At 48.2% G+C, this 16,815-nt stretch carries 17 protein-coding genes; 7 read left to right on the top strand and 10 right to left on the bottom strand.

The annotated features are described in order from the left end of the window. Nucleotides 1-84: 84 nt before the first annotated feature. On the bottom strand, nt 85-702 hold the full coding sequence (locus tag H6F98_RS19140) for an alpha-ketoglutarate-dependent dioxygenase AlkB (protein WP_192220295.1): 618 nt from the start codon (nt 700-702) through the stop codon (nt 85-87). 26 nt (nt 703-728) lie between these two features. Here H6F98_RS19140 and H6F98_RS19135 point away from each other — a divergent pair, with 26 nt between their 5' ends. After that, nucleotides 729-1,472, top strand: a complete 744-nt coding sequence (locus H6F98_RS19135; protein ID WP_192220294.1) for an SDR family NAD(P)-dependent oxidoreductase — start codon at nt 729-731, stop codon at nt 1,470-1,472. Here H6F98_RS19135 and H6F98_RS19130 read toward each other — a convergent pair. Both H6F98_RS19130 and H6F98_RS19120 read right to left on the bottom strand, forming a co-directional pair. Then, complete coding sequence (locus H6F98_RS19130; RefSeq protein ID WP_192220293.1) at nt 1,469-1,654, bottom strand: hypothetical protein; 186 nt, start codon at nt 1,652-1,654, stop codon at nt 1,469-1,471. The genes H6F98_RS19135 and H6F98_RS19130 overlap by 4 nt on opposite strands. 247 nt (nt 1,655-1,901) lie before the next feature. Beyond that, nucleotides 1,902-3,260: a TrpB-like pyridoxal phosphate-dependent enzyme gene (locus H6F98_RS19120; RefSeq protein ID WP_192220291.1), complete on the bottom strand. Its 1,359-nt coding sequence runs from the start codon at nt 3,258-3,260 to the stop codon at nt 1,902-1,904. A 93-nt stretch (nt 3,261-3,353) separates the two neighbouring features. Between H6F98_RS19120 and H6F98_RS19115 the strand changes: the two genes are divergently transcribed. From H6F98_RS19115 to H6F98_RS19110, 3 genes are read left to right on the top strand one after another with little or no spacing between them, the layout of a single operon-like run. Beyond that, nucleotides 3,354-3,572, top strand: coding sequence for a hypothetical protein (locus tag H6F98_RS19115; protein WP_192220290.1), 219 nt, complete (start codon nt 3,354-3,356; stop codon nt 3,570-3,572). Between the two features lie 25 nt (nt 3,573-3,597). After that, nucleotides 3,598-3,747 carry a hypothetical protein gene (locus H6F98_RS32840; RefSeq protein WP_199348683.1) on the top strand — a complete coding sequence of 50 codons (150 nt, stop codon included), beginning with the start codon at nt 3,598-3,600 and terminating at the stop codon, nt 3,745-3,747. 39 nt (nt 3,748-3,786) lie between these two features. Next, nucleotides 3,787-4,869: a hypothetical protein gene (locus H6F98_RS19110; RefSeq protein WP_199348681.1), complete on the top strand. Its 1,083-nt coding sequence runs from the start codon at nt 3,787-3,789 to the stop codon at nt 4,867-4,869. Between the two features lie 18 nt (nt 4,870-4,887). Here the strand turns inward: H6F98_RS19110 and H6F98_RS19105 are convergent, their stop codons facing one another. Together H6F98_RS19105 and arfB are read right to left on the bottom strand one after the other, a co-directional pair. Beyond that, on the bottom strand, nt 4,888-5,661 hold the full coding sequence (locus H6F98_RS19105; RefSeq protein ID WP_192220289.1) for a class I SAM-dependent methyltransferase: 774 nt from the start codon (nt 5,659-5,661) through the stop codon (nt 4,888-4,890). Beyond that, nucleotides 5,654-6,070 carry an alternative ribosome rescue aminoacyl-tRNA hydrolase ArfB gene (gene arfB, locus H6F98_RS19100; RefSeq protein ID WP_192220288.1) on the bottom strand — a complete coding sequence of 139 codons (417 nt, stop codon included), beginning with the start codon at nt 6,068-6,070 and terminating at the stop codon, nt 5,654-5,656. The genes H6F98_RS19105 and arfB overlap by 8 nt, the downstream gene beginning before the upstream one ends. A 110-nt stretch (nt 6,071-6,180) precedes the next feature. Between arfB and H6F98_RS19095 the strand changes: the two genes are divergently transcribed. Then, the gene (locus H6F98_RS19095; RefSeq protein ID WP_192220287.1) at nt 6,181-7,926 is read left to right on the top strand and encodes an ABC transporter ATP-binding protein/permease; all 1,746 of its coding nucleotides are present in this window, start codon (nt 6,181-6,183) and stop codon (nt 7,924-7,926) included. Between the two features lie 214 nt (nt 7,927-8,140). On the opposite strand, the gene H6F98_RS19090 is transcribed toward H6F98_RS19095, so the two are convergent. The 5 genes from H6F98_RS19090 to H6F98_RS19070 form a co-directional block, all read right to left on the bottom strand. Continuing rightward, nucleotides 8,141-9,796, bottom strand: coding sequence for a cellulase family glycosylhydrolase (locus tag H6F98_RS19090; RefSeq protein WP_192220286.1), 1,656 nt, complete (start codon nt 9,794-9,796; stop codon nt 8,141-8,143). Between the two features lie 666 nt (nt 9,797-10,462). Then, entirely contained in the window at nt 10,463-11,335 is an 873-nt protein-coding gene (locus H6F98_RS19085; protein ID WP_192220285.1) for an SMP-30/gluconolactonase/LRE family protein, read from the bottom strand. Between the two features lie 56 nt (nt 11,336-11,391). Beyond that, nucleotides 11,392-13,221: a M48 family metalloprotease gene (locus H6F98_RS19080; RefSeq protein ID WP_192220284.1), complete on the bottom strand. Its 1,830-nt coding sequence runs from the start codon at nt 13,219-13,221 to the stop codon at nt 11,392-11,394. Between the two features lie 165 nt (nt 13,222-13,386). Further along, on the bottom strand, nt 13,387-14,433 hold the full coding sequence (locus H6F98_RS19075; RefSeq protein WP_192220283.1) for a DUF1611 domain-containing protein: 1,047 nt from the start codon (nt 14,431-14,433) through the stop codon (nt 13,387-13,389). Then, nucleotides 14,417-15,472, bottom strand: coding sequence for a dipeptide epimerase (locus H6F98_RS19070; protein WP_192220282.1), 1,056 nt, complete (start codon nt 15,470-15,472; stop codon nt 14,417-14,419). Before H6F98_RS19070 ends, H6F98_RS19075 begins: the two co-directional genes overlap by 17 nt. Nucleotides 15,473-15,571: 99 nt before the next feature. Between H6F98_RS19070 and H6F98_RS19065 the strand changes: the two genes are divergently transcribed. Both H6F98_RS19065 and H6F98_RS19060 read left to right on the top strand, forming a co-directional pair. Further along, on the top strand, nt 15,572-15,784 hold the full coding sequence (locus H6F98_RS19065) for a high light inducible protein (RefSeq protein ID WP_192220281.1): 213 nt from the start codon (nt 15,572-15,574) through the stop codon (nt 15,782-15,784). Nucleotides 15,785-16,149: 365 nt separating this feature from the next. After that, a complete protein-coding gene (locus H6F98_RS19060) occupies nt 16,150-16,695 on the top strand; it encodes an NUDIX hydrolase (protein WP_192220280.1) in 546 nt (181 codons plus the stop codon). The last annotated feature ends 120 nt before the right edge of the window (nt 16,696-16,815 follow it).

Raw genomic sequence — 16,815 nt, 5'->3', positions numbered from 1 at the left:
CCTGTGTTGAACAATACAGTTTGTTGTTTGTTATTTGTTAATACACAGTCAGCCTCGTAGCTAGTATTCTGCTGAATCAACTTGTCAAAGTGAATCAGTAAGGCTCATGCTCGTTGAGAGGTTAATTACTCGAAAGGTCAAATTAATCCGGGGAGGAACCGGACGTTTAGTTTTAGGAATGTGATGCTGCCAGTAGTGCTGCGTTGTCCCCTGCATCAACAAGAAACTACCAGAAGTTAACTCCAGTTGATGCTTCAAGCCTTTCTCGGCTCGGTGTCGGAGCATGAACCGCCGCGTTCCGCCCAAACTCAGAGAACCAATGACTGGACCCTGCCCCAACTCTGGTTCATCATCGCTGTGCCACCCCATACTGTCGTTGCCATCTCGGTAGAGATTGAGTAGCACACTGTTGAACACCACACCAGAAACCGCTTCAGCCTTTGCCTTGAGGTCAAGTAGTGTGTGTGTCCAGGGAGAGGGGTGCATCGTAATGCCAGAGTAAGTGTAGGATATACCGGGATTACCATACCAAGCCGTCAGCCTGGGTTGAGGCATTGAACGCCCGTAGATAGTAATCCAGTCCTGTCGCCAGTCGATCGCTTCAGTCAGTTGTGTGAGCAAGCGATCGCTTTCCTGCTCATCTAGGAAATGTGGGTAGAATACGATATCGGCGTCAGGTAGTCGGAGAGGAACGGTAAACACTCTATTTAGCGCAGGAGAATGTCACTATGAATTTACCTCTCACAGATAAGGTAGTGATCGTCACAGGCGGATCGCGAGGAATTGGAGCCGCTATCTGTAAAAAACTGGCGGCACAAGGTGCGCGAGTTGTTGTTAACTATTCTAGTAGTCCGGATGCAGCCAATCAGGTCGTTGAGCAGATTCAATCCAATGGAGGCACAGCAATTGCACTACGAGCTGATGTAACCGATTCAACACAAATCCTTGACCTGTTCAACCAAACTGAAGATAAATTGGGCACGGTTGATATTTTGGTCAACAATGCTGGAACAGCAGAGTACGGAACTCTCGCTGAGATTACCGATGAGTCGTTCGATAAGCAGATGAATCTCAACGTTCGGTCTGTATTTATTACCAGTCGTGAAGCGGCTCGACGCATGAAGGCAGGAGGGCGAATTATCAATATTGGCAGCGCGTTAGGTGAAGCAGTTCCGACACCTAATTCCTCGATTTACTGTGCTACCAAGTTTGCAGTAGCAGGGTTAACACGCGGTTGGGCGCGGGATTTGGGACCACAGAACATTACGGTCAACTGCGTTGAGCCTGGACCGATTGATACTGAACTCAACCCAGCCGATGGACTTCAAGCTGATTTTCAGAAACAACGAACCGCACTGGGACGCTATGGCAAACCCGACGAGGTAGCAGCCCTTGTTGCGTTCGTTGCCTCTCCTGAAGCTAGCAATATTACTGGAGCAACCCTGCGTGTAGACGGGGGTTGGGGCGCTTAGATCGAAAAAGCATAGGCTTCTCCCCACAATATCAGGGTGGGATGTTGAACCTGAGCGATGCGATCGCCAAAATTACCATAACCTCCACTTTGGGTGAAGGACGCGATCGCCGCTTTCCATCCTGGCATCTCGTGATGCAGTAGAGAACAACGAAGGGCATCGAGCAGCTTTGGGTCAATCATTGGGAAAGCTAAAGCGGCAGCCAGAGCAGCCTGTTTGCGGAAGTGTAGCCAATTCGCCCCCAACTCAATCAGTGGATAAAGTAGGCAGTTGCGATTGCAGTTGTGCCCTGCTTGAAGGGAACCTGAACCACCTGACGTTCAAGTTGCTGGAAAAGAGCGATAGCGAAGCGCTGCAGCGAAGCGCAGATTGCCTCTTTTTCTTGAATGTCAACAACTGAGGGCGGTATAAAATCAGCTCTCATTCGCTCTAACCGACAACAGGTAATCCTGCCAGAGCCATTGCCACTTCCTCTGCACTGTACTCAGTATCTACTAGTTTTCCTGCCTGATAGTCCATGTATGCCTGCATATCAAAGTGCCCATGACCGCAAAGGTTAAACAAAATCACCTTGCTCTCGCCAGACTCTTTGCATTTCAATGCCTCGTCGATCGCTCCCTTAACGGCATGGTTGGCTTCTGGAGCGGGAAGGATTCCTTCGGCACGAGCAAAGGTCAACCCTGCGGCGAAACAACCTAACTGATATTCGGAGCGGGGTTGTGCGAGTCCTAGGTTCACCACATGGCTAACGAGGGGAGCCATCCCGTGATAGCGTAGACCACCCGCATGAATGCCTTCCGGTACAAATGTGCTGCCCAAGGTATGCATCTTTACTAGTGGAGTCAGGTGAGCCGTATCGCCGAAATCATAGGCGTACTTGCCACGAGTTAGAGTTGGACAGGCGGCGGGTTCTACAGCAATAATCTCAACCTCTCGTTCACCGCGTAGCTTTGCGCCCAGAAACGGAAAGGCGATTCCGGCAAAGTTGCTGCCCCCACCTGTACAACCAACGACAATATCTGGATAATCTCCCGCCATTTGTAGCTGTGCCAAGGCTTCTTGTCCAATCACCGTCTGGTGCAGCAAAACATGGTTGAGGACACTGCCCAAAGCATACTTGCTTCCCTCATCTTGTGCGGCAACTTCTACCGCTTCACTAATCGCGATGCCCAGGCTACCTGTACTGTTGGGATACGCGGCTAGAATTGATCGCCCTGCATGGGTTTCTTCACTAGGGCTGGCAACCACTCTAGCTCCATACGTTTCCATCAACGCACGACGGTACGGCTTTTGGTTATAGCTGACTTTCACCATATAGACCAGCACTTCCAGCCCAAACAGTGCCCCGGCAAAGGCGAGTGAGGAACCCCACTGTCCGGCTCCGGTTTCCGTAGTCAGTCGCTTTACGCCTGCTTGCTTGTTATAGTACGCTTGGGCAACGGCAGTATTGGGTTTGTGGCTTCCGGCAGGGCTAACGCCTTCGTATTTATAGTAAATCTTGGCAGGGGTATCGAGGGCTTTCTCTAGTCGGCGTGCGCGATACAACGGGGTCGGTCGCCATTGACGGTAGATGGACTGAACCTCGTCAGGAATCTCAATCCAACGTTCTTGGCTGACTTCCTGTTCAATCAGGCTCATGGGAAACAGGGGAGCCAGGTCATCGGGAGTAATCGGTTGCCCGGTGCCGGGATGGAGAACGGGGGGTAGAGGCGTAGACAAATCTGCCTGAATATTATACCAGGCAGTAGGCATTTGGTCTTCCGACAGGAGGTATTTGATGGTGTCCATTCGGAGTTCTAGAGAGAGTAGCGGCTGTTTGCGTTGAGGCTTCTATTGTCGCTGATTGCTCCTCTCCCGCAAAACCTTGAGCAAGGAAGTGTTATGGTTCAGTATCAAAAACTGACTATTCCTTTTTCTGCGATGGGTTGGATTACATCACGGGCACGAGAACCTTTAGGAGAAGGGCAATTGACCCAATCACACCAGCGATCGCAGCTCGGATATTTGGTAACCGACTCTACCCAACATCAGAAATCGGGTACTCAACGGATTTATCCCACGTTAGATAGTGCCTCAAATGGGCAAGAGTACCTACGATGACGAGTAAAGTTACCAGAGCAAACGCATGGCTCAACGACCTGGAATCTTCCCCACCTTCTTCATCTCTGGCTTTGAGTGTTCGACGTTTCTTTGGAAGGACAAGCGACGGCGGAATCTAATTGAAGAGACACAGCACGATCGCCACGCACAGGAAGATTACAACATCTTGCGATAGCGAAGCGCTGCTGCGAAGCGCAGATCGCTAGGGATTGATGTGGCACGGGAAGCGATTCCTTGGCCGCTGGTCGATCGTGATGGCTGCTACGACTTCTCTCTTCTTGACCCCATGATTGCAGCGATGCAGCAGACGCAAATCATTCCCATCTGGGATCTCTGCCACTATGGGTATCCCGACGATCTCGATCCATTTAGTAATGAGTTTACCGATCGCTTTGCCCGTTACTGTCGCGCCGCAGCAGAGTATGTCATTCCCCGCTTGCGTGGCCCCTATTTTTTCACGCCGATTAATGAAATTACATTTTTCTCATTCTGCGGTGGAGAATGGGGCTGGGTAGCTCCGTATAAAACTACAAAAGAAGACCGATTCCGCTTTCGTCTGGCCCTATGTAAGGCAGCGATCGCAGGAGTTAATGCCATTCGAGAAGTGGAACCCGCCTCAAGGATGGTTCACATCGATCCCTTGGTTCAGGTGGTGGCACCACGCGATCGCCCAGATCTGGTAGAGGCAGCGCATCACGAAACCTATGTAGACACATTCCTAGCATGGGACATCCTTTACGGAAAAGAACACCCTGAACTCGGCGGTTCCCCGTCCATTCTTGATATCGTTGGCGCAAATAACTATTCCTTTGGTCAGATGGAATACCGGGAACAAGGACCGCATCAGGCACTCAAACCCGACGATGATCGCATCAAGCCACTCCATGACTTAATGCAGCGCCTCTGGGAGCGGTATCACAGACCGATGATCATTGGCGAAACCAGTGGGTTGGAAGAAGGAAGAGATGAGTGGCTAAAGGACGTAGTGGAAGAGTCTATGGCAGCAGTTAATTCTGGGATGGATTTGCATGGCATTTGTTTATTTCCCGCTGTTGATATGCCGGATTGGCATACGGGTGAGTGGCTGCACAACGGAATTTGTGACCTGGTGGAGGAAGGGAGCAATCTCAAGCGGATGCCCTATGAGCCTTATGTTGCAGAACTGCGACGATGGCAGAAGGAATTCAACCGCGTCACGGTACTTGATGCCAATCCGTTCAGCGATCCAGTAGAACTGCAAGATGTGATTGACGCTGCTAAACGATTGCAGCCAGAACCTGATCGCAATTGGCATTAAAAATTCAATCGAGCACTCTCACTCATTACTGGCTTCTGGAACAACCCGGAAGAGTGAAGGTTTGCTTGTGGACTTTCTGGCAACAAAGGTAGCATGGGCGTTGGGTAAAGGAAACTGACCATAACAACGATGAATCTCGACTTGGTAGCCCACCTGTTGCAGCATTGTGGAAATTTCTGCTGCTGTATATAGTCGCTGGCAGTGAACTTCGTCATCTCGGCGATAGTTGTTTCCCACTTGCCGAAAGGTAATGATTCGCCGAGTCAGGATGTGCTGATCTGGGTCTTCCTTTTTTTCCACCAAAACAATCCAATCTTCGCCTTCGGTAAAGCTTTTGACTGGAGTTGCACAACTTAGCTGTCCGGGTTCTGCAATGTCGAAGATGAAAATGCCTCCCGGTACAAGAGCATCATAGATGTGTTGGAACACCTGGGTGAGTGTTGCGTGGTCAGGGTCAAACAGGTAGTTAAAACATTCACCAATCGAAATCACTGCACTACAGTTAGGGATTTCGACCTTGAAAAACGACTCTACCTGAAATTCAGCCAGAGGAACCCGACAACGGGCAATCTCAATCATGGCAGCTGAAATATCAACTCCCAATACTCGATAGCCTGCCCTAACCAACTCCTCGGCTGACAGACCACTGCCACACCCCAAATCCACAATCAGTCCATCCTGAATGCCATGCTGTTTGAGAATTGCCAGAATTCCTGGAATCGCTTGCAGAACGTAGCTCCTGAAGCCAATGTCATGAATGTAAGCGAGGTCTTTTCTATACCACTCATTCATCGGTCACCTTCCCTCGCATCGACTTAATCTGCGATCGCTTAGTTTTGCTATCCAGACGCTTTCTTTGAGAACTCCGAGTCGGTTTGCTGGGTTTACGGGGTTTGGGGAGTGCGATCGCACTCTTAATCAAGTCTTGCAGCCGTTGTAACGCCTCTTCTCGGTTCTGCTCCTGGCTGCGGTGTTCTTGAGCCTTGATGACAATGAGCCCATCTTTGGTAATGCGCTGGTCGGAAAGCTTCAACAATCGCTCTTTGTAGCGTTCAGGCAGCGAGGAAGCCACGATGTCAAAGCGCAGGTGAATGGCAGTCGCCACCTTATTTACGTTTTGTCCCCCTGCCCCTTGAGAGCGCACTGCACTCATCTCAATCTCATACTCTGGAATGCTCACTGTATTAGAAATTTGTAGCATAATTTAACAATTGCCCAGAGATGAGTCCCACCAGTATTTGAGTATATTTTGCTCTGATTCAGCTCTATCTATTATCTCCTGGCAGACCGAGTTGTAAGGGAAACAAGCCGATGGATCGATTGAACTTCAATGTATTCCAGCAGTTCTGGACGATTGCCAAGTCCTACTGGTCAGGGGATGAGAAATGGCAAGCCAGAGGATTACTGCTGGGGGTCGTGCTGTTCCTGCTGGCGTATACGGGGTTGAGTGTGGTGCTCAACAACAAACGAGGGGTGCTGATTTCAGCCCTCTCAGCCCAGGATGAGCCACGCTTCTGGGAAACCGTGATCATTTTCATCGGTGTGCTGGTGATCTATGCACCATTGCTCGCAGGCTATACCTATCTGCGCGATCGCCTCAGTTTGCAATGGCGCAAATGGCTCACCCATCGATTCGTGGATAACTACTTTCGCGATCGCGCCTATTACAACCTGCATATCTCAGAAACCGAGATTGATAACCCAGATCAGCGAATTGCGGAGGATGTTCGCAGTTTTACCCAGGAGTCCCTCACTTTTTTGCTGCGGTTGGTGGAGTCGGTGCTGTCAACGCTCGCCTTCAGCAGCGTACTCTGGGGCATTTCTAAACCCCTAGTGTTTTTTCTGGTGCTATATGCCCTGATTGGAACTCTGGTTACAAGCGTCATTTTTGGTAAGCCGCTTGTCCGACTCAATTTTGAGCAACTCAAGAAGGAAGCAAATCTCCGCTTTAGCCTAGTGCGAATTCGGGAGAATGCGGAAGCGATCGCTTTTTACCGAGGGGAGGAGCAGGAGTCGAATCAGGTCAAACATCGGTTTCTGGATGTGTTTGAGAATGTCAAACGGCTGCTGGTTTGGGAGTTGAACTTAAATGTTCTGACGAATGCTTATGAGTTCATCCCCTTCGTCCTGCCTGCCTTGGTTGTCGCACCCGCGATTTTTGCTGGAGAAATGGAGGTGGGTAAAGTTTCTGAAGCACAGGGAGCTTTTGTCCGCGTCTTCTTCTCGCTCAATGTTGTCGTTGCCCGCTTCCAGCAATTGACCACTTTTGGAGCTGGAATTAATCGTCTGTATACCTTTGCAGAGTTTTTAGAACAGACAGAGGCAACCCAGGCATCCGATGAGGAAAAGCCAAGGATTCAGACAATTGAGGCAGATCGGGTGGCAGTCGAACAGCTCAGCCTGCAAACTCCCAATTATCAGCGAACGTTAGTGGAAGATTTGTCGATAGAGTTACCCGTTGGACAGGGGCTTTTGGTGATGGGGCCGAGTGGTTGCGGCAAGAGTTCTCTCCTAAGAGCGATCGCTGGATTGTGGGATTCTGGTGAGGGTGCGATTGTTCGTCCTGAACCCAACCAGATTCTATTTCTGCCGCAGCGTCCTTACATGGTGCTGGGCACTCTGCGCGATCAACTGCTCTATCCCAATACCCACCTTGAGGTTGACGAGCAACACTTGAAGCAAGTTCTGGAACAGGTGAATTTAGCGGGACTGGATGAACGATTTGGGGGGTTTGATGCCCAGCAGGATTGGGCAGATGTCCTCTCGTTAGGTGAACAACAACGGCTAACCTTCGCCCGGTTGCTGCTGAACAAACCTAATTACGCGATTCTGGATGAAGCAACCAGCGCGTTAGATCTGGGGAACGAGGAACGGTTATATCAACATTTGCAGGCGAAAGGGACTACTTTTTTGAGTGTGGGGCATCGCTCTACGTTGGCGAATTACCATCAGTCTGTGTTGGAACTTTCGCAGGATAAGACGTGGCAGATAAAACAACCTCTGGCTCTTGTCGAAGAACAACCGGAGTTGTTGGAACTTCCATCACTGATTGACTGAAAAATCTTGCCACAGTAAATTCTTAAAAAAAGCTTAGATTACATGACTACGGTCAGGCAAGACGAAAATGGCTCTATAAATCTTGCTGCAACGGTTTAAGCTCATCGGAAGTCCCCCGCGAGGGGGAACTTCCGCCTAAAACTTGGCTGACAGTTATAAGCGAGGTTTTAGTAAATTCCTAAAGAAAATCCTTCCCCTTGTCCGAGATGAAACCTTACCGCAATGAAACGGATATCTGCCGAGGTTGGTAGTCAGACCCAAGTTTGTTGGCACAAAATCCAATTTCTCGACTTTGACCAGGTTCAATGACTTGTCCCCAATCCAAGGGGGTGACTACATAATTTGAGCCTTGGGGTTTGAAATTACCATTCCAACTGTTGTTAATTGCCGCTTGATTCATTTGGAATGTCACTTGCCAATCACGCACACTGGTGTTGCTTGGATTAGTGACCTGCATACTCATACAAAAGCCGGATTGCCAATCTGACTGCATATTAGATGCTACTTTTAGCTGACCTCGACCAGTCGTCGGAACACTCACACTCGATTGAGAGTTGGGTGCGGGATTGATAACAACAGGTCTAGGACTTGGTTGTGAACTGGAAGGTTGTGAGCTGGGAGGTCGTGAACTAGAAGGTTGTGAACTGGGAGGCTGTGAGCTAATGGGAGTGCTTGCAGAACTTTGGGCAAAACTGTTTGCCCTCAGCAATCCCTGAAGTATTTCCTGCTTGGGAGCATCGACACTCAGCCAGTCATCTTGCAGAATGCCGCCTGTATCAGTGCTGTTGGGATTCCAACTCCAGTAGGCAAAGCTCAGATTTTTTTGACTGATGAAATCTACAAGCTTCCGCTGCCAAACTCCTTCCTTGGAATTCTTGTCTACCTGCCGTCCGCCAAACTCTCCAATTAAGACAGGAGCAATGCCTTTGGTGGCGATATAGTTCCATGCGGTTTCCCAGCGACTGGTGAGATTGTTAGGAAAGCGTGATTCGGAAAACCAAGGCTGATCGAAAACACCAGGACCATACTCGTGGGGAGAGTAGACCAATTTATTGGGACGTGACAAGCGTACTGGGAAGCGCTCAACACCCTCTAAATTTCCACCCATCCAGTGGACGGCTAGTTTTTGACCTGGAACGTTCTTTTCAACACCTTCTACGACGATTAACCAATTGCGGTTGATCGAGAGAATCGCATCGCCAGCTCGTTCTGCGGCTAGTCGCCAGTCTGTTTCTTTGTTGTTTGTACCCCAGCTCGCCCGACCGTGGGGTTCATTTTTCAAGTCTGCCCCAATGACGTTCGCCTGATTTTTGTAGCGGGTTGCCAACATTTTCCAGGTATCAATCCAGTCAGCTTCGGTAAATCCGTCACCGTACCACAATTCTGGAATGCGCTGGTCGTTGAGGCGGTGCGAGTCTAGTAGGATTAGTAATCCCTGGCGCTGTGCCTCCTGAATAACAGCGTCCATGACCTCTAAGGGTGATTTACCCTCAAGCTCTTTGTTGCTGCCAATGCTAAAGTCAATTCCCGTTACATCTGAGGCACGTAGGGATTGTACAGAGTAGGGAAGTCGAATCATGTTGTAGCCCAAGCCTTTGAGCTGAGCTAACATCTCCTTGTAGTCTCGCTTCCACAATCCATGAGGGGCGTGCATCTCTGTTTCAATACCGAACCAGTTCACCCCTCTAAGTAGTACAGAGCGACCGTTGGCATCGACAATTTTTGAGCGATTGGTGGAAAGCGGCGGCTGAATAATTGCGCTTGCGGCTGCATCCACAGGGCTTGGAGACGGTGAGATGATGCTGATAAGGGACGAAAAGGCGATCGCTAACCCAAACCAAAGCAGCCGCGAGTAGGGCTTCAAGTTCATTCGTTTCGTTCTAGAAGCGTACTGCCTTCTGTCCGACGTTTTGGTGGCTCTTATGTTGTGGCGAAACACAGAGGTTAGTTGAAGCTTGCTCAAGCAGCGATTAACCATCAGCATGAGCGCTGATGTAAAGTGGTTTAGCCGAGAGCGTGGCTGAAAAAATCTAGACATAGTTGTGAAAAGTAAAGCGGTTGACTCGGTCAGAACGAGAGAACTTGAGTTAACTCAACGTATTACTGGCTAAATCTTGTTAACATTTGCTGTCCGTCACCCTTGCTAACTCGACAACATCTAGCGGAATCCTGTTCCCAATAGTGACTCTAGCTTGCTCTGCAAAAGTACCTTATAAATTGAGAATCGCAAGCTAATCGAGTTCTTCTTGTGTCTGAGTTTTCTCCCTTTATTTATGATGATACTCACAGCTAGCAAGAGCCACTCTTACCTATCACTAATTCCGATGAGATTGATTGATTCACTCAATCAATTTACCGAATCAAGTCTTTTTGCGATCGCATAAATATTTCCTATCAAGAAATATTTACAATAACTTTATCTAGTTATCCAATTCTTTATAAAACCCTTACATAAAACGGCTTATTCAATTCCTAAATAAGACTTACTCAATCAGCAAGCAGAAATAAACATAATTGCCACAATGCCCAATTAACTCTAACCAAGCGGGTTAAAGCTAATACGGGAAACAAATTCCGGTACCCCCTGAATCCCAAGGTTAAGGCGGAAGATAGCGCCCGCTCCCGTTCCTTCAGTAGCACGGTCATCACCACCTGCTGTAGTAATGAACATCTCAGTGTAATCGGCTCCACCAAACGTAACACTAGTCACCTTCAAGGCAGGAAAGGGTATACGCAAAACTTCAGTACCATCAGGAGCGTAGCGGAAGAGATGCCCACCATCCCAACGAGCTGACCAAAGGTAGCCTTCTGCATCAATTGTTAAACCGTCTGGTACACCCTCACCTTCAGGGGTAGTGATATGAACCTGCTGATTGCTCAGAGCACCACTATCTTGGTCGTAGTCGAACCGATAAATTTTGCGTTGGTCTGAGTCAGCCTGATAGAACTGTTTTCTGTCTGGGGTGAAGCCCATGCCGTTAGAAAGACTGATTCCTTCAAGGATTAAAGTGAGGGAACCATCTATATCTAAGCGATATAGGCGAGCCAATCGGTTAGGAGTAGGCATCGTGCCACAAAAAACACGCCCAACCGGGTCAGCAATGACATCATTGAAACGAGTTTCCCGTTCCTCAGCAAGTTCAGGAATTACGGGAGTAATTTTCCCCTCACACCAATGCTCAATTGCCCCACGTTCCTTAAAAAGGAGAAGTGACCCATCTTCTTGAATGGTGAAGCCGCCAATACATTCACCAGAGTAGATTTGTTCACAGGTGTTGGTGGCGGGTTCATAGCGGAACAGGCAACCTGTAGGGATGTCCGTCCAGTAAAGGCGCTGTTCCAAAGGGTGCCAAAGCGGACCTTCAGCATTGTGGCACGAGCAATCGACAATGATTTCGGGTGAATTCATGTAGTTAAGTAGTTGTTGGTTGTTAGTTGTTAATTGTTTGACACCTTTGCGGCAATTTAGTCTTCTTCTTCCTTGCGTTCGTATTCTTCTAAAAGCTTTGCGACTCGTTCTTGGATGGCGAGGTGTCGTGCCACTCCTTCGTAGGCATAGCGGTTGTAGCCGTTACGCTCAATCAGGCTTTCCATGTTGTTGATTCGTTCTTGTGTGTTTGGGTGCGTTGAGAGCCATGCAAATACTGGTTCTTCGCGCTCTTCCTTATCCAGTGTCACCATTAGGTTACGCATTCCATCTGCCGCGTAGCCACTGGAAACTAGGATTCTGGTACCCAGCGCGTCCGCCTGACGTTCCATATCCCGGTTGTAGTCGAGAACAATCAGATTAGCAGCCGTACCACCGTAGGGGAAGTATGAGGTGACATTAGCAATTAGGTTGCCCTCGGTAACTAGTTGAAAACCATGAGACAAGACAGCATGGGATAGCTCGTGAGCAAGTAAACCTGCGAGTTCTGCTTCAGAGCGTGTTTTGAGAATTGCTCCAGCATTGACAAATATCTTCCCTCCTGGTAGTGCAAAGGCGTTGAGCTTGTCATCCATGACAACATAAAACTCATATTCAAAATCATCACGTCCGGCGACTGTCGCTAATTTATTTCCTACCTCCCGAACGTAAGCCAGCACCTCTTCGTCTTCTAGCATCGGCAGTTGTTTTTGCGCTCGATTCGCAACTGATTCACCAACGGCTGATTCTCCGCGTAGCATCAATACTGTGGTGTCGATCGCAGAAATTGGACCAAAGAGATTACCTGTGAGGATGAAGCCAAGTGTTCCAGTAATGGCATTGGCGATCGCATTTCCCCTCAACTTACGACGTAGATGCGACCTGTAACGCTCTAAATTCTCCTCTGCTAAAGCGGTAAACTCCCCAGCCTGCGGATTATCCGGGTGAAGCAAAGCAAATTGCCGCGCTGCCAGCGATGCTTCCAACCACTTGTCCGCCTCACCCAACTCTTTAATCGTCGCTTTGAGTAATTCCGGCTCATTCGGATAAAGTGTTGTCGCTCGCTCTAAAATCTGTAACGACTCTTCTTCCCTACCATACTCTTCAAGGGCTTGAGCGTAGCGCAAATGACCAGGGATAAATTCAGGATACTGCTCAACTAATAACCGGAGTGGGGCAAGAATTTTTGTTTCTAGCTTCTGTTCTAAACCTGCCTCAGACTGACGCCAGTACACCGAACCTGCTGGTGTTAGTTGGGCGGTATCATAAATCGGTGCCGCTTGTTCCTGTACTTCAGCTTCTGCTGTAAATGGGTCTTTAGCTTCACGATATAGCTGCTGAGCAGCTTCAATCTGTCCACTTAGATAGAGTTGGTCGGCTTCAATTAGCTTCTGCTGTCGTGCGAGTTCTTCTGGGGTGAGTTCTGGTTCTTCTGCCTCAGTAGAGTCATCAGAACTAGGTGAGTCAGTTGTTTCAGTATTTTCTGTAGTCTCTGATTCAGCCGTTGAGTTCTCGGAATCCGGAGTTGTTGTGTCCGCATTTTCCGTAGTACCTCTTTGAACCTCTGTTTCAGCCGTAGAGTTTTGATTGGGAGAATCTGTTGTTTCTGCATTTTCTACCGCCTCCCCTTGCTCAGTTGTTGGTGCAGGTGCAGCGTCCGGAATAACAATGGTTTCTACAGTCGGTGATGAGCGATCGCTTACCGTTCTGGATGGAGGAAGCTCTTGTGCCGTTTCCGGAATTACAACAGTTTCCGGGTACTCTGTTGCTGTACTAGCGATGACATAAACGGATTCAGAGGGTTTTAGGGATTCCGCTAATACAACCGATGTCGAGGTTGGTAGCAAGATTCCTAAAGAGATTAGCAGCGAATTCCAGAGGAGTTTCATGAGGGGATTTCTGGGGATTGCTTAATGAAGTTTGATTCAGGGATTTGGAACACCACAGCGAGATCGTACCGCTGTGCAGGAAGTAGCTTAGGCAAGTCTTTTCAATAATTATGCAGCGCTCAATCGCTCTCGTGTTTATCTGCCGGAAGAAAGCCTTTTTGAGGCTTAATCTGCCATCACCGCGTCCACTAGCAAATCCGCTCCCAAGCGCACAGCATCCGTGCAGGGTAAGCCTGTCTCAGTTTTTACCTGCTCGATCGCGTGTTGAGCAGCGTCCGCATCTAAATGACCTGTATTGAGTGCGATCGCAACCACTTGTACAGGCGCAAACGCTCCAGCCGCACTAGCCACCATTTCATACAGTCGAATCACCTCTGGTAACGGTGGAATCGGTACATGGTCATGCTGACGGATATGACTTTGTCCAGCCCGATGTACCAATACCAATTGGGTTGGCTGAGTACCTCGAATCAACGGCAGGGTTGCTGTTGAACCCGGATGCAGCAGTGAACCTTGCCCTTCAACAATTAGTAAGTCGTAATCGTTACCAGAGCGCATCACCATTTGCTCGACTGCACCAGCCGCAAAGTCCACCCGTATTGCATCCAGGGGTATTCCCTCCCCAGAAATCATCACACCCGCTTGTCCTGTTGCTAGAAACTTCGAGCGTAGCCCTTTACTCTGTGCCGCTCGATTCAACTCTAGACTCGCTGACATCTTGCCGACACTCATGTCAGTTCCAACGGTTAAAACACGTTTACAGCGAAGCGATCGCGCTTTTCCACTTCCTACCCCTAATCCCTCTGGTTCCTGACGAATATCCCAAATTACCTGACCCTCTTTCAGTAATCCCTGTAACTCCAAGTCAGATGCCATCGGTGTGTGCAACCCATTAATCACCGACAACCCACCTGCTACCCCCTGCTTTACCTCCTGCCACCAAGCATCTGGTAGGCTACCCCCAGAAGGGGCAATTCCAATCGCTAGAGCATCGGGTTGATAAGCGAGTGCTGAGGCTACAGAATCAACAATTGGAGCATTGCAGACAATGCCAGTGAGTGCAAACAAGGATTCTCCAGCACATTCCTTGTCAATCACTGCCACAATTGTTGCTTGTGCATAGCGTAAAAGCGTTAGTCCCGTTTTTCCATTAGGGCCACGAATCCCTTCATGGAGCAAAATCGCAAGGCGATGGTTAGGGGTTAGATGCATGGCGCTGCACTCCTAGTCCTGGTAAGTCATTTGGCATCAAACGCCCATCCTGTACTGTTGCCCCTGTAAAGGGGTCATCCACTAAGTTTAAGTGGCTGTCTAAATCGAGATAATCTGCCAATGGCGAAAGCTGTGCTGCGGCTGTATTAGCGAGAGTGCTATCGGAATAGCAGCCGAACATTACCTGTAAACCACACGCTCTTGCTGTATGTACCATACGCATCGCCTCGGTTAGACCTCCCGATTTCATGAGTTTGATATTAATGCCATGTACGCGATCGGCTAGAGAAGGAATATCACGACTAGTGAAGCAGCTTTCATCAACAAAAATCGGTAAAGGCGATCGCTTATACAACTTTGGTAATTGTGCTTCTTGCCCTGCTGCCAGTGGCTGTTCTACGTGCCTTACTCCCTGACTTGCCAGCCAATCACACATTTTCACCGCCTCATCCAGACTCCAACCCCCATTCGCATCAACACTTAACTCTGCTTGGGGCGCTTCTTCTCGAATGGCTAGCAGCATCTCCTGATCAGCCGCAATTCCCTCTGGACTCCCCAGTTTGATTTTCAGCACACCTCCACCCGTAAAGGGCAACCAATCTCGTACTCGCTGTCTTGCCCCCTCCGGTGAATTAATCCCAATCGTTGCGGAAGTTGGGACAATCTGACGACGACTTAACCCCCACAAACGCCACAACGGCATTCCTACCCGTTTCCCTAACCAATCGTACAAGGCTAAATCAATTGCAGCCCAAGCTGCTGAAGGTAATTCTGCCTCCGCCAACACCCGCTCAATCTTCTGCCGTTCCCAAGGGCTAAATGTTTCCAACATTGGTGCAATCACCTGTAGTGCCTCAAACAGACGCTCCGTATTTTGTCGATCTTCCCGAATGATTGAAAACGGGGATGCTTCTCCCCAACCTTCAATGCCTTCCTGTTCTACCTGCACCCACACGTTAGTTGTCTGGGAGGTTGTCCCTCGACTGATGGTTAGGGGAAATCGCTTATGTACAGTGAAGAGTTCTACGCCAATACGCATAATTTTTCTGAGTCTTGCTCTCGTTTCTTTACAAAACTTAAATATTTTGTTACATTAGTTTACATAGTTAACAATACAAATACACCCTAGGAGAATCTTATGCGTAGCAATGGAGTTATTGTGGACGAGCAAGGCAAATTAAATAACTTTGCTGTTGAGCCAAAAATGTATGTCCAAGCCAATCCTCGTACTGGCTTTACTCCCTACGCTGAAGCCCTCAATGGACGTTTGGCTATGATTGGATTTATTTCACTGTTAGCGTTGGAAGCATTTAGTGGTCAGGGATTGATTGGCTTCTTGTCCAGCCTCTAGTGAAAGAAGGCTCTTATGCAGGAGGCTTTTATGAATATTGCTTGTAAGGCAAGCTTTTTAACCTTTTTCAACTGGGTAGTTATTTCCGCCACACTGCACTAGATGTAGCGAAAAAAATACAATACATCTTCACTAAGTTATCGGGTGGCGCTTGAGTCAGGTTATTATTTCCCTGACTCTATTTTTATGGCAATATCCAATCGGTTAGAGGAAATGGGCATAGCCAATAATACCAATTGGGTTTGGCTTTGGCACAAATGAAACAAGCCTCTACCAGAAGCAGCCTTAAGCAATTGTGTCACTAGTTATACCCAATTGGTATAACTAGTGACAGCTAAAAACCAAAAACTTACAACTAACAACTAATGCAGAGATGGAAAACTATCAACTCCAATCTTGTCTTTGACAACCCTTGGTGTCAAGTCAGGCAAGATGAGGTTGAGTTACCAAATGGCATCGTTCTTGATGATTATTTTGTCAATATTAGACCTGATATTGCGCTTGTACTAGCAGTAACGCCACAGCGAGAAATTGTCTTTGTCCGTCAGTATCGCCACGGTGTCAGTGAAATTCTTCTAGAACTTCCTGGTGGTTCATTTAACCCACAATTAGAAGATGGCTTAACAGCGGCTCGAAGAGAATTAGAAGAAGAGACGGGTTATGTTGCTGAGCGAACAAATCTAATAGCGACTTTATACGATAATCCTGTAAAAGATACAAATAAAATTTATTTAGTTCTTGCAGAGAATGCCCAGCCTTCGGGTACACAACAACTGGATATCACAGAAGATGTTGAAATCGTATTAATACCTGTGACAGAGGTTTTAGAAAAAATTTCAACAGGAGAAATTTGTGTCTGTGGAACAATTGCTGCTTTATTTTTAGGTTTAAACCTTCTGTCTTTTGAATAAATCTTCTGGCTCTTCAGTACTTAGTATGCTAAATCAACAATTAAGATGCCAATTAAGCAAGCATCTAATTCGGTAATTTTCAAAATGTCTAAAACCATAAGCAGAGCGTTTAATCAACTT

Origin of the sequence: Microcoleus sp. FACHB-SPT15, from assembly GCF_014849525.1 — a bacterium.
Taxonomy (GTDB): domain Bacteria; phylum Cyanobacteriota; class Cyanobacteriia; order Cyanobacteriales; family Coleofasciculaceae; genus Symplocastrum; species Symplocastrum torsivum.
This window is presented reverse-complemented; position numbering and strand designations above follow the sequence as displayed.

Bases quoted from the DNA above. Each gene is read 5' to 3' on its own strand.
- H6F98_RS19115 (WP_192220290.1), top strand. From the start codon at position 3,354: ATGGTTCAGTATCAAAAACTGACTATTCCTTTTTCTGCGATGGGTTGG.
- H6F98_RS19080 (WP_192220284.1), bottom strand. From the start codon at position 13,221: ATGAAACTCCTCTGGAATTCGCTGCTAATCTCTTTAGGAATCTTGCTA.
- H6F98_RS19090 (WP_192220286.1), bottom strand. From the start codon at position 9,796: ATGAACTTGAAGCCCTACTCGCGGCTGCTTTGGTTTGGGTTAGCGATC.
- H6F98_RS19130 (WP_192220293.1), bottom strand. From the start codon at position 1,654: ATGATTGACCCAAAGCTGCTCGATGCCCTTCGTTGTTCTCTACTGCAT.
- H6F98_RS32840 (WP_199348683.1), top strand. From the start codon at position 3,598: ATGGCTCAACGACCTGGAATCTTCCCCACCTTCTTCATCTCTGGCTTT.
- H6F98_RS19075 (WP_192220283.1), bottom strand. From the start codon at position 14,433: ATGCATCTAACCCCTAACCATCGCCTTGCGATTTTGCTCCATGAAGGG.
- H6F98_RS19060 (WP_192220280.1), top strand. From the start codon at position 16,150: ATGCAGAGATGGAAAACTATCAACTCCAATCTTGTCTTTGACAACCCT.
- H6F98_RS19065 (WP_192220281.1), top strand. From the start codon at position 15,572: ATGCGTAGCAATGGAGTTATTGTGGACGAGCAAGGCAAATTAAATAAC.
- H6F98_RS19085 (WP_192220285.1), bottom strand. From the start codon at position 11,335: ATGAATTCACCCGAAATCATTGTCGATTGCTCGTGCCACAATGCTGAA.
- H6F98_RS19105 (WP_192220289.1), bottom strand. From the start codon at position 5,661: ATGAATGAGTGGTATAGAAAAGACCTCGCTTACATTCATGACATTGGC.
- H6F98_RS19070 (WP_192220282.1), bottom strand. From the start codon at position 15,472: ATGCGTATTGGCGTAGAACTCTTCACTGTACATAAGCGATTTCCCCTA.
- H6F98_RS19095 (WP_192220287.1), top strand. From the start codon at position 6,181: ATGGATCGATTGAACTTCAATGTATTCCAGCAGTTCTGGACGATTGCC.
- H6F98_RS19120 (WP_192220291.1), bottom strand. From the start codon at position 3,260: ATGGACACCATCAAATACCTCCTGTCGGAAGACCAAATGCCTACTGCC.
- H6F98_RS19135 (WP_192220294.1), top strand. From the start codon at position 729: ATGAATTTACCTCTCACAGATAAGGTAGTGATCGTCACAGGCGGATCG.
- arfB (WP_192220288.1), bottom strand. From the start codon at position 6,070: ATGCTACAAATTTCTAATACAGTGAGCATTCCAGAGTATGAGATTGAG.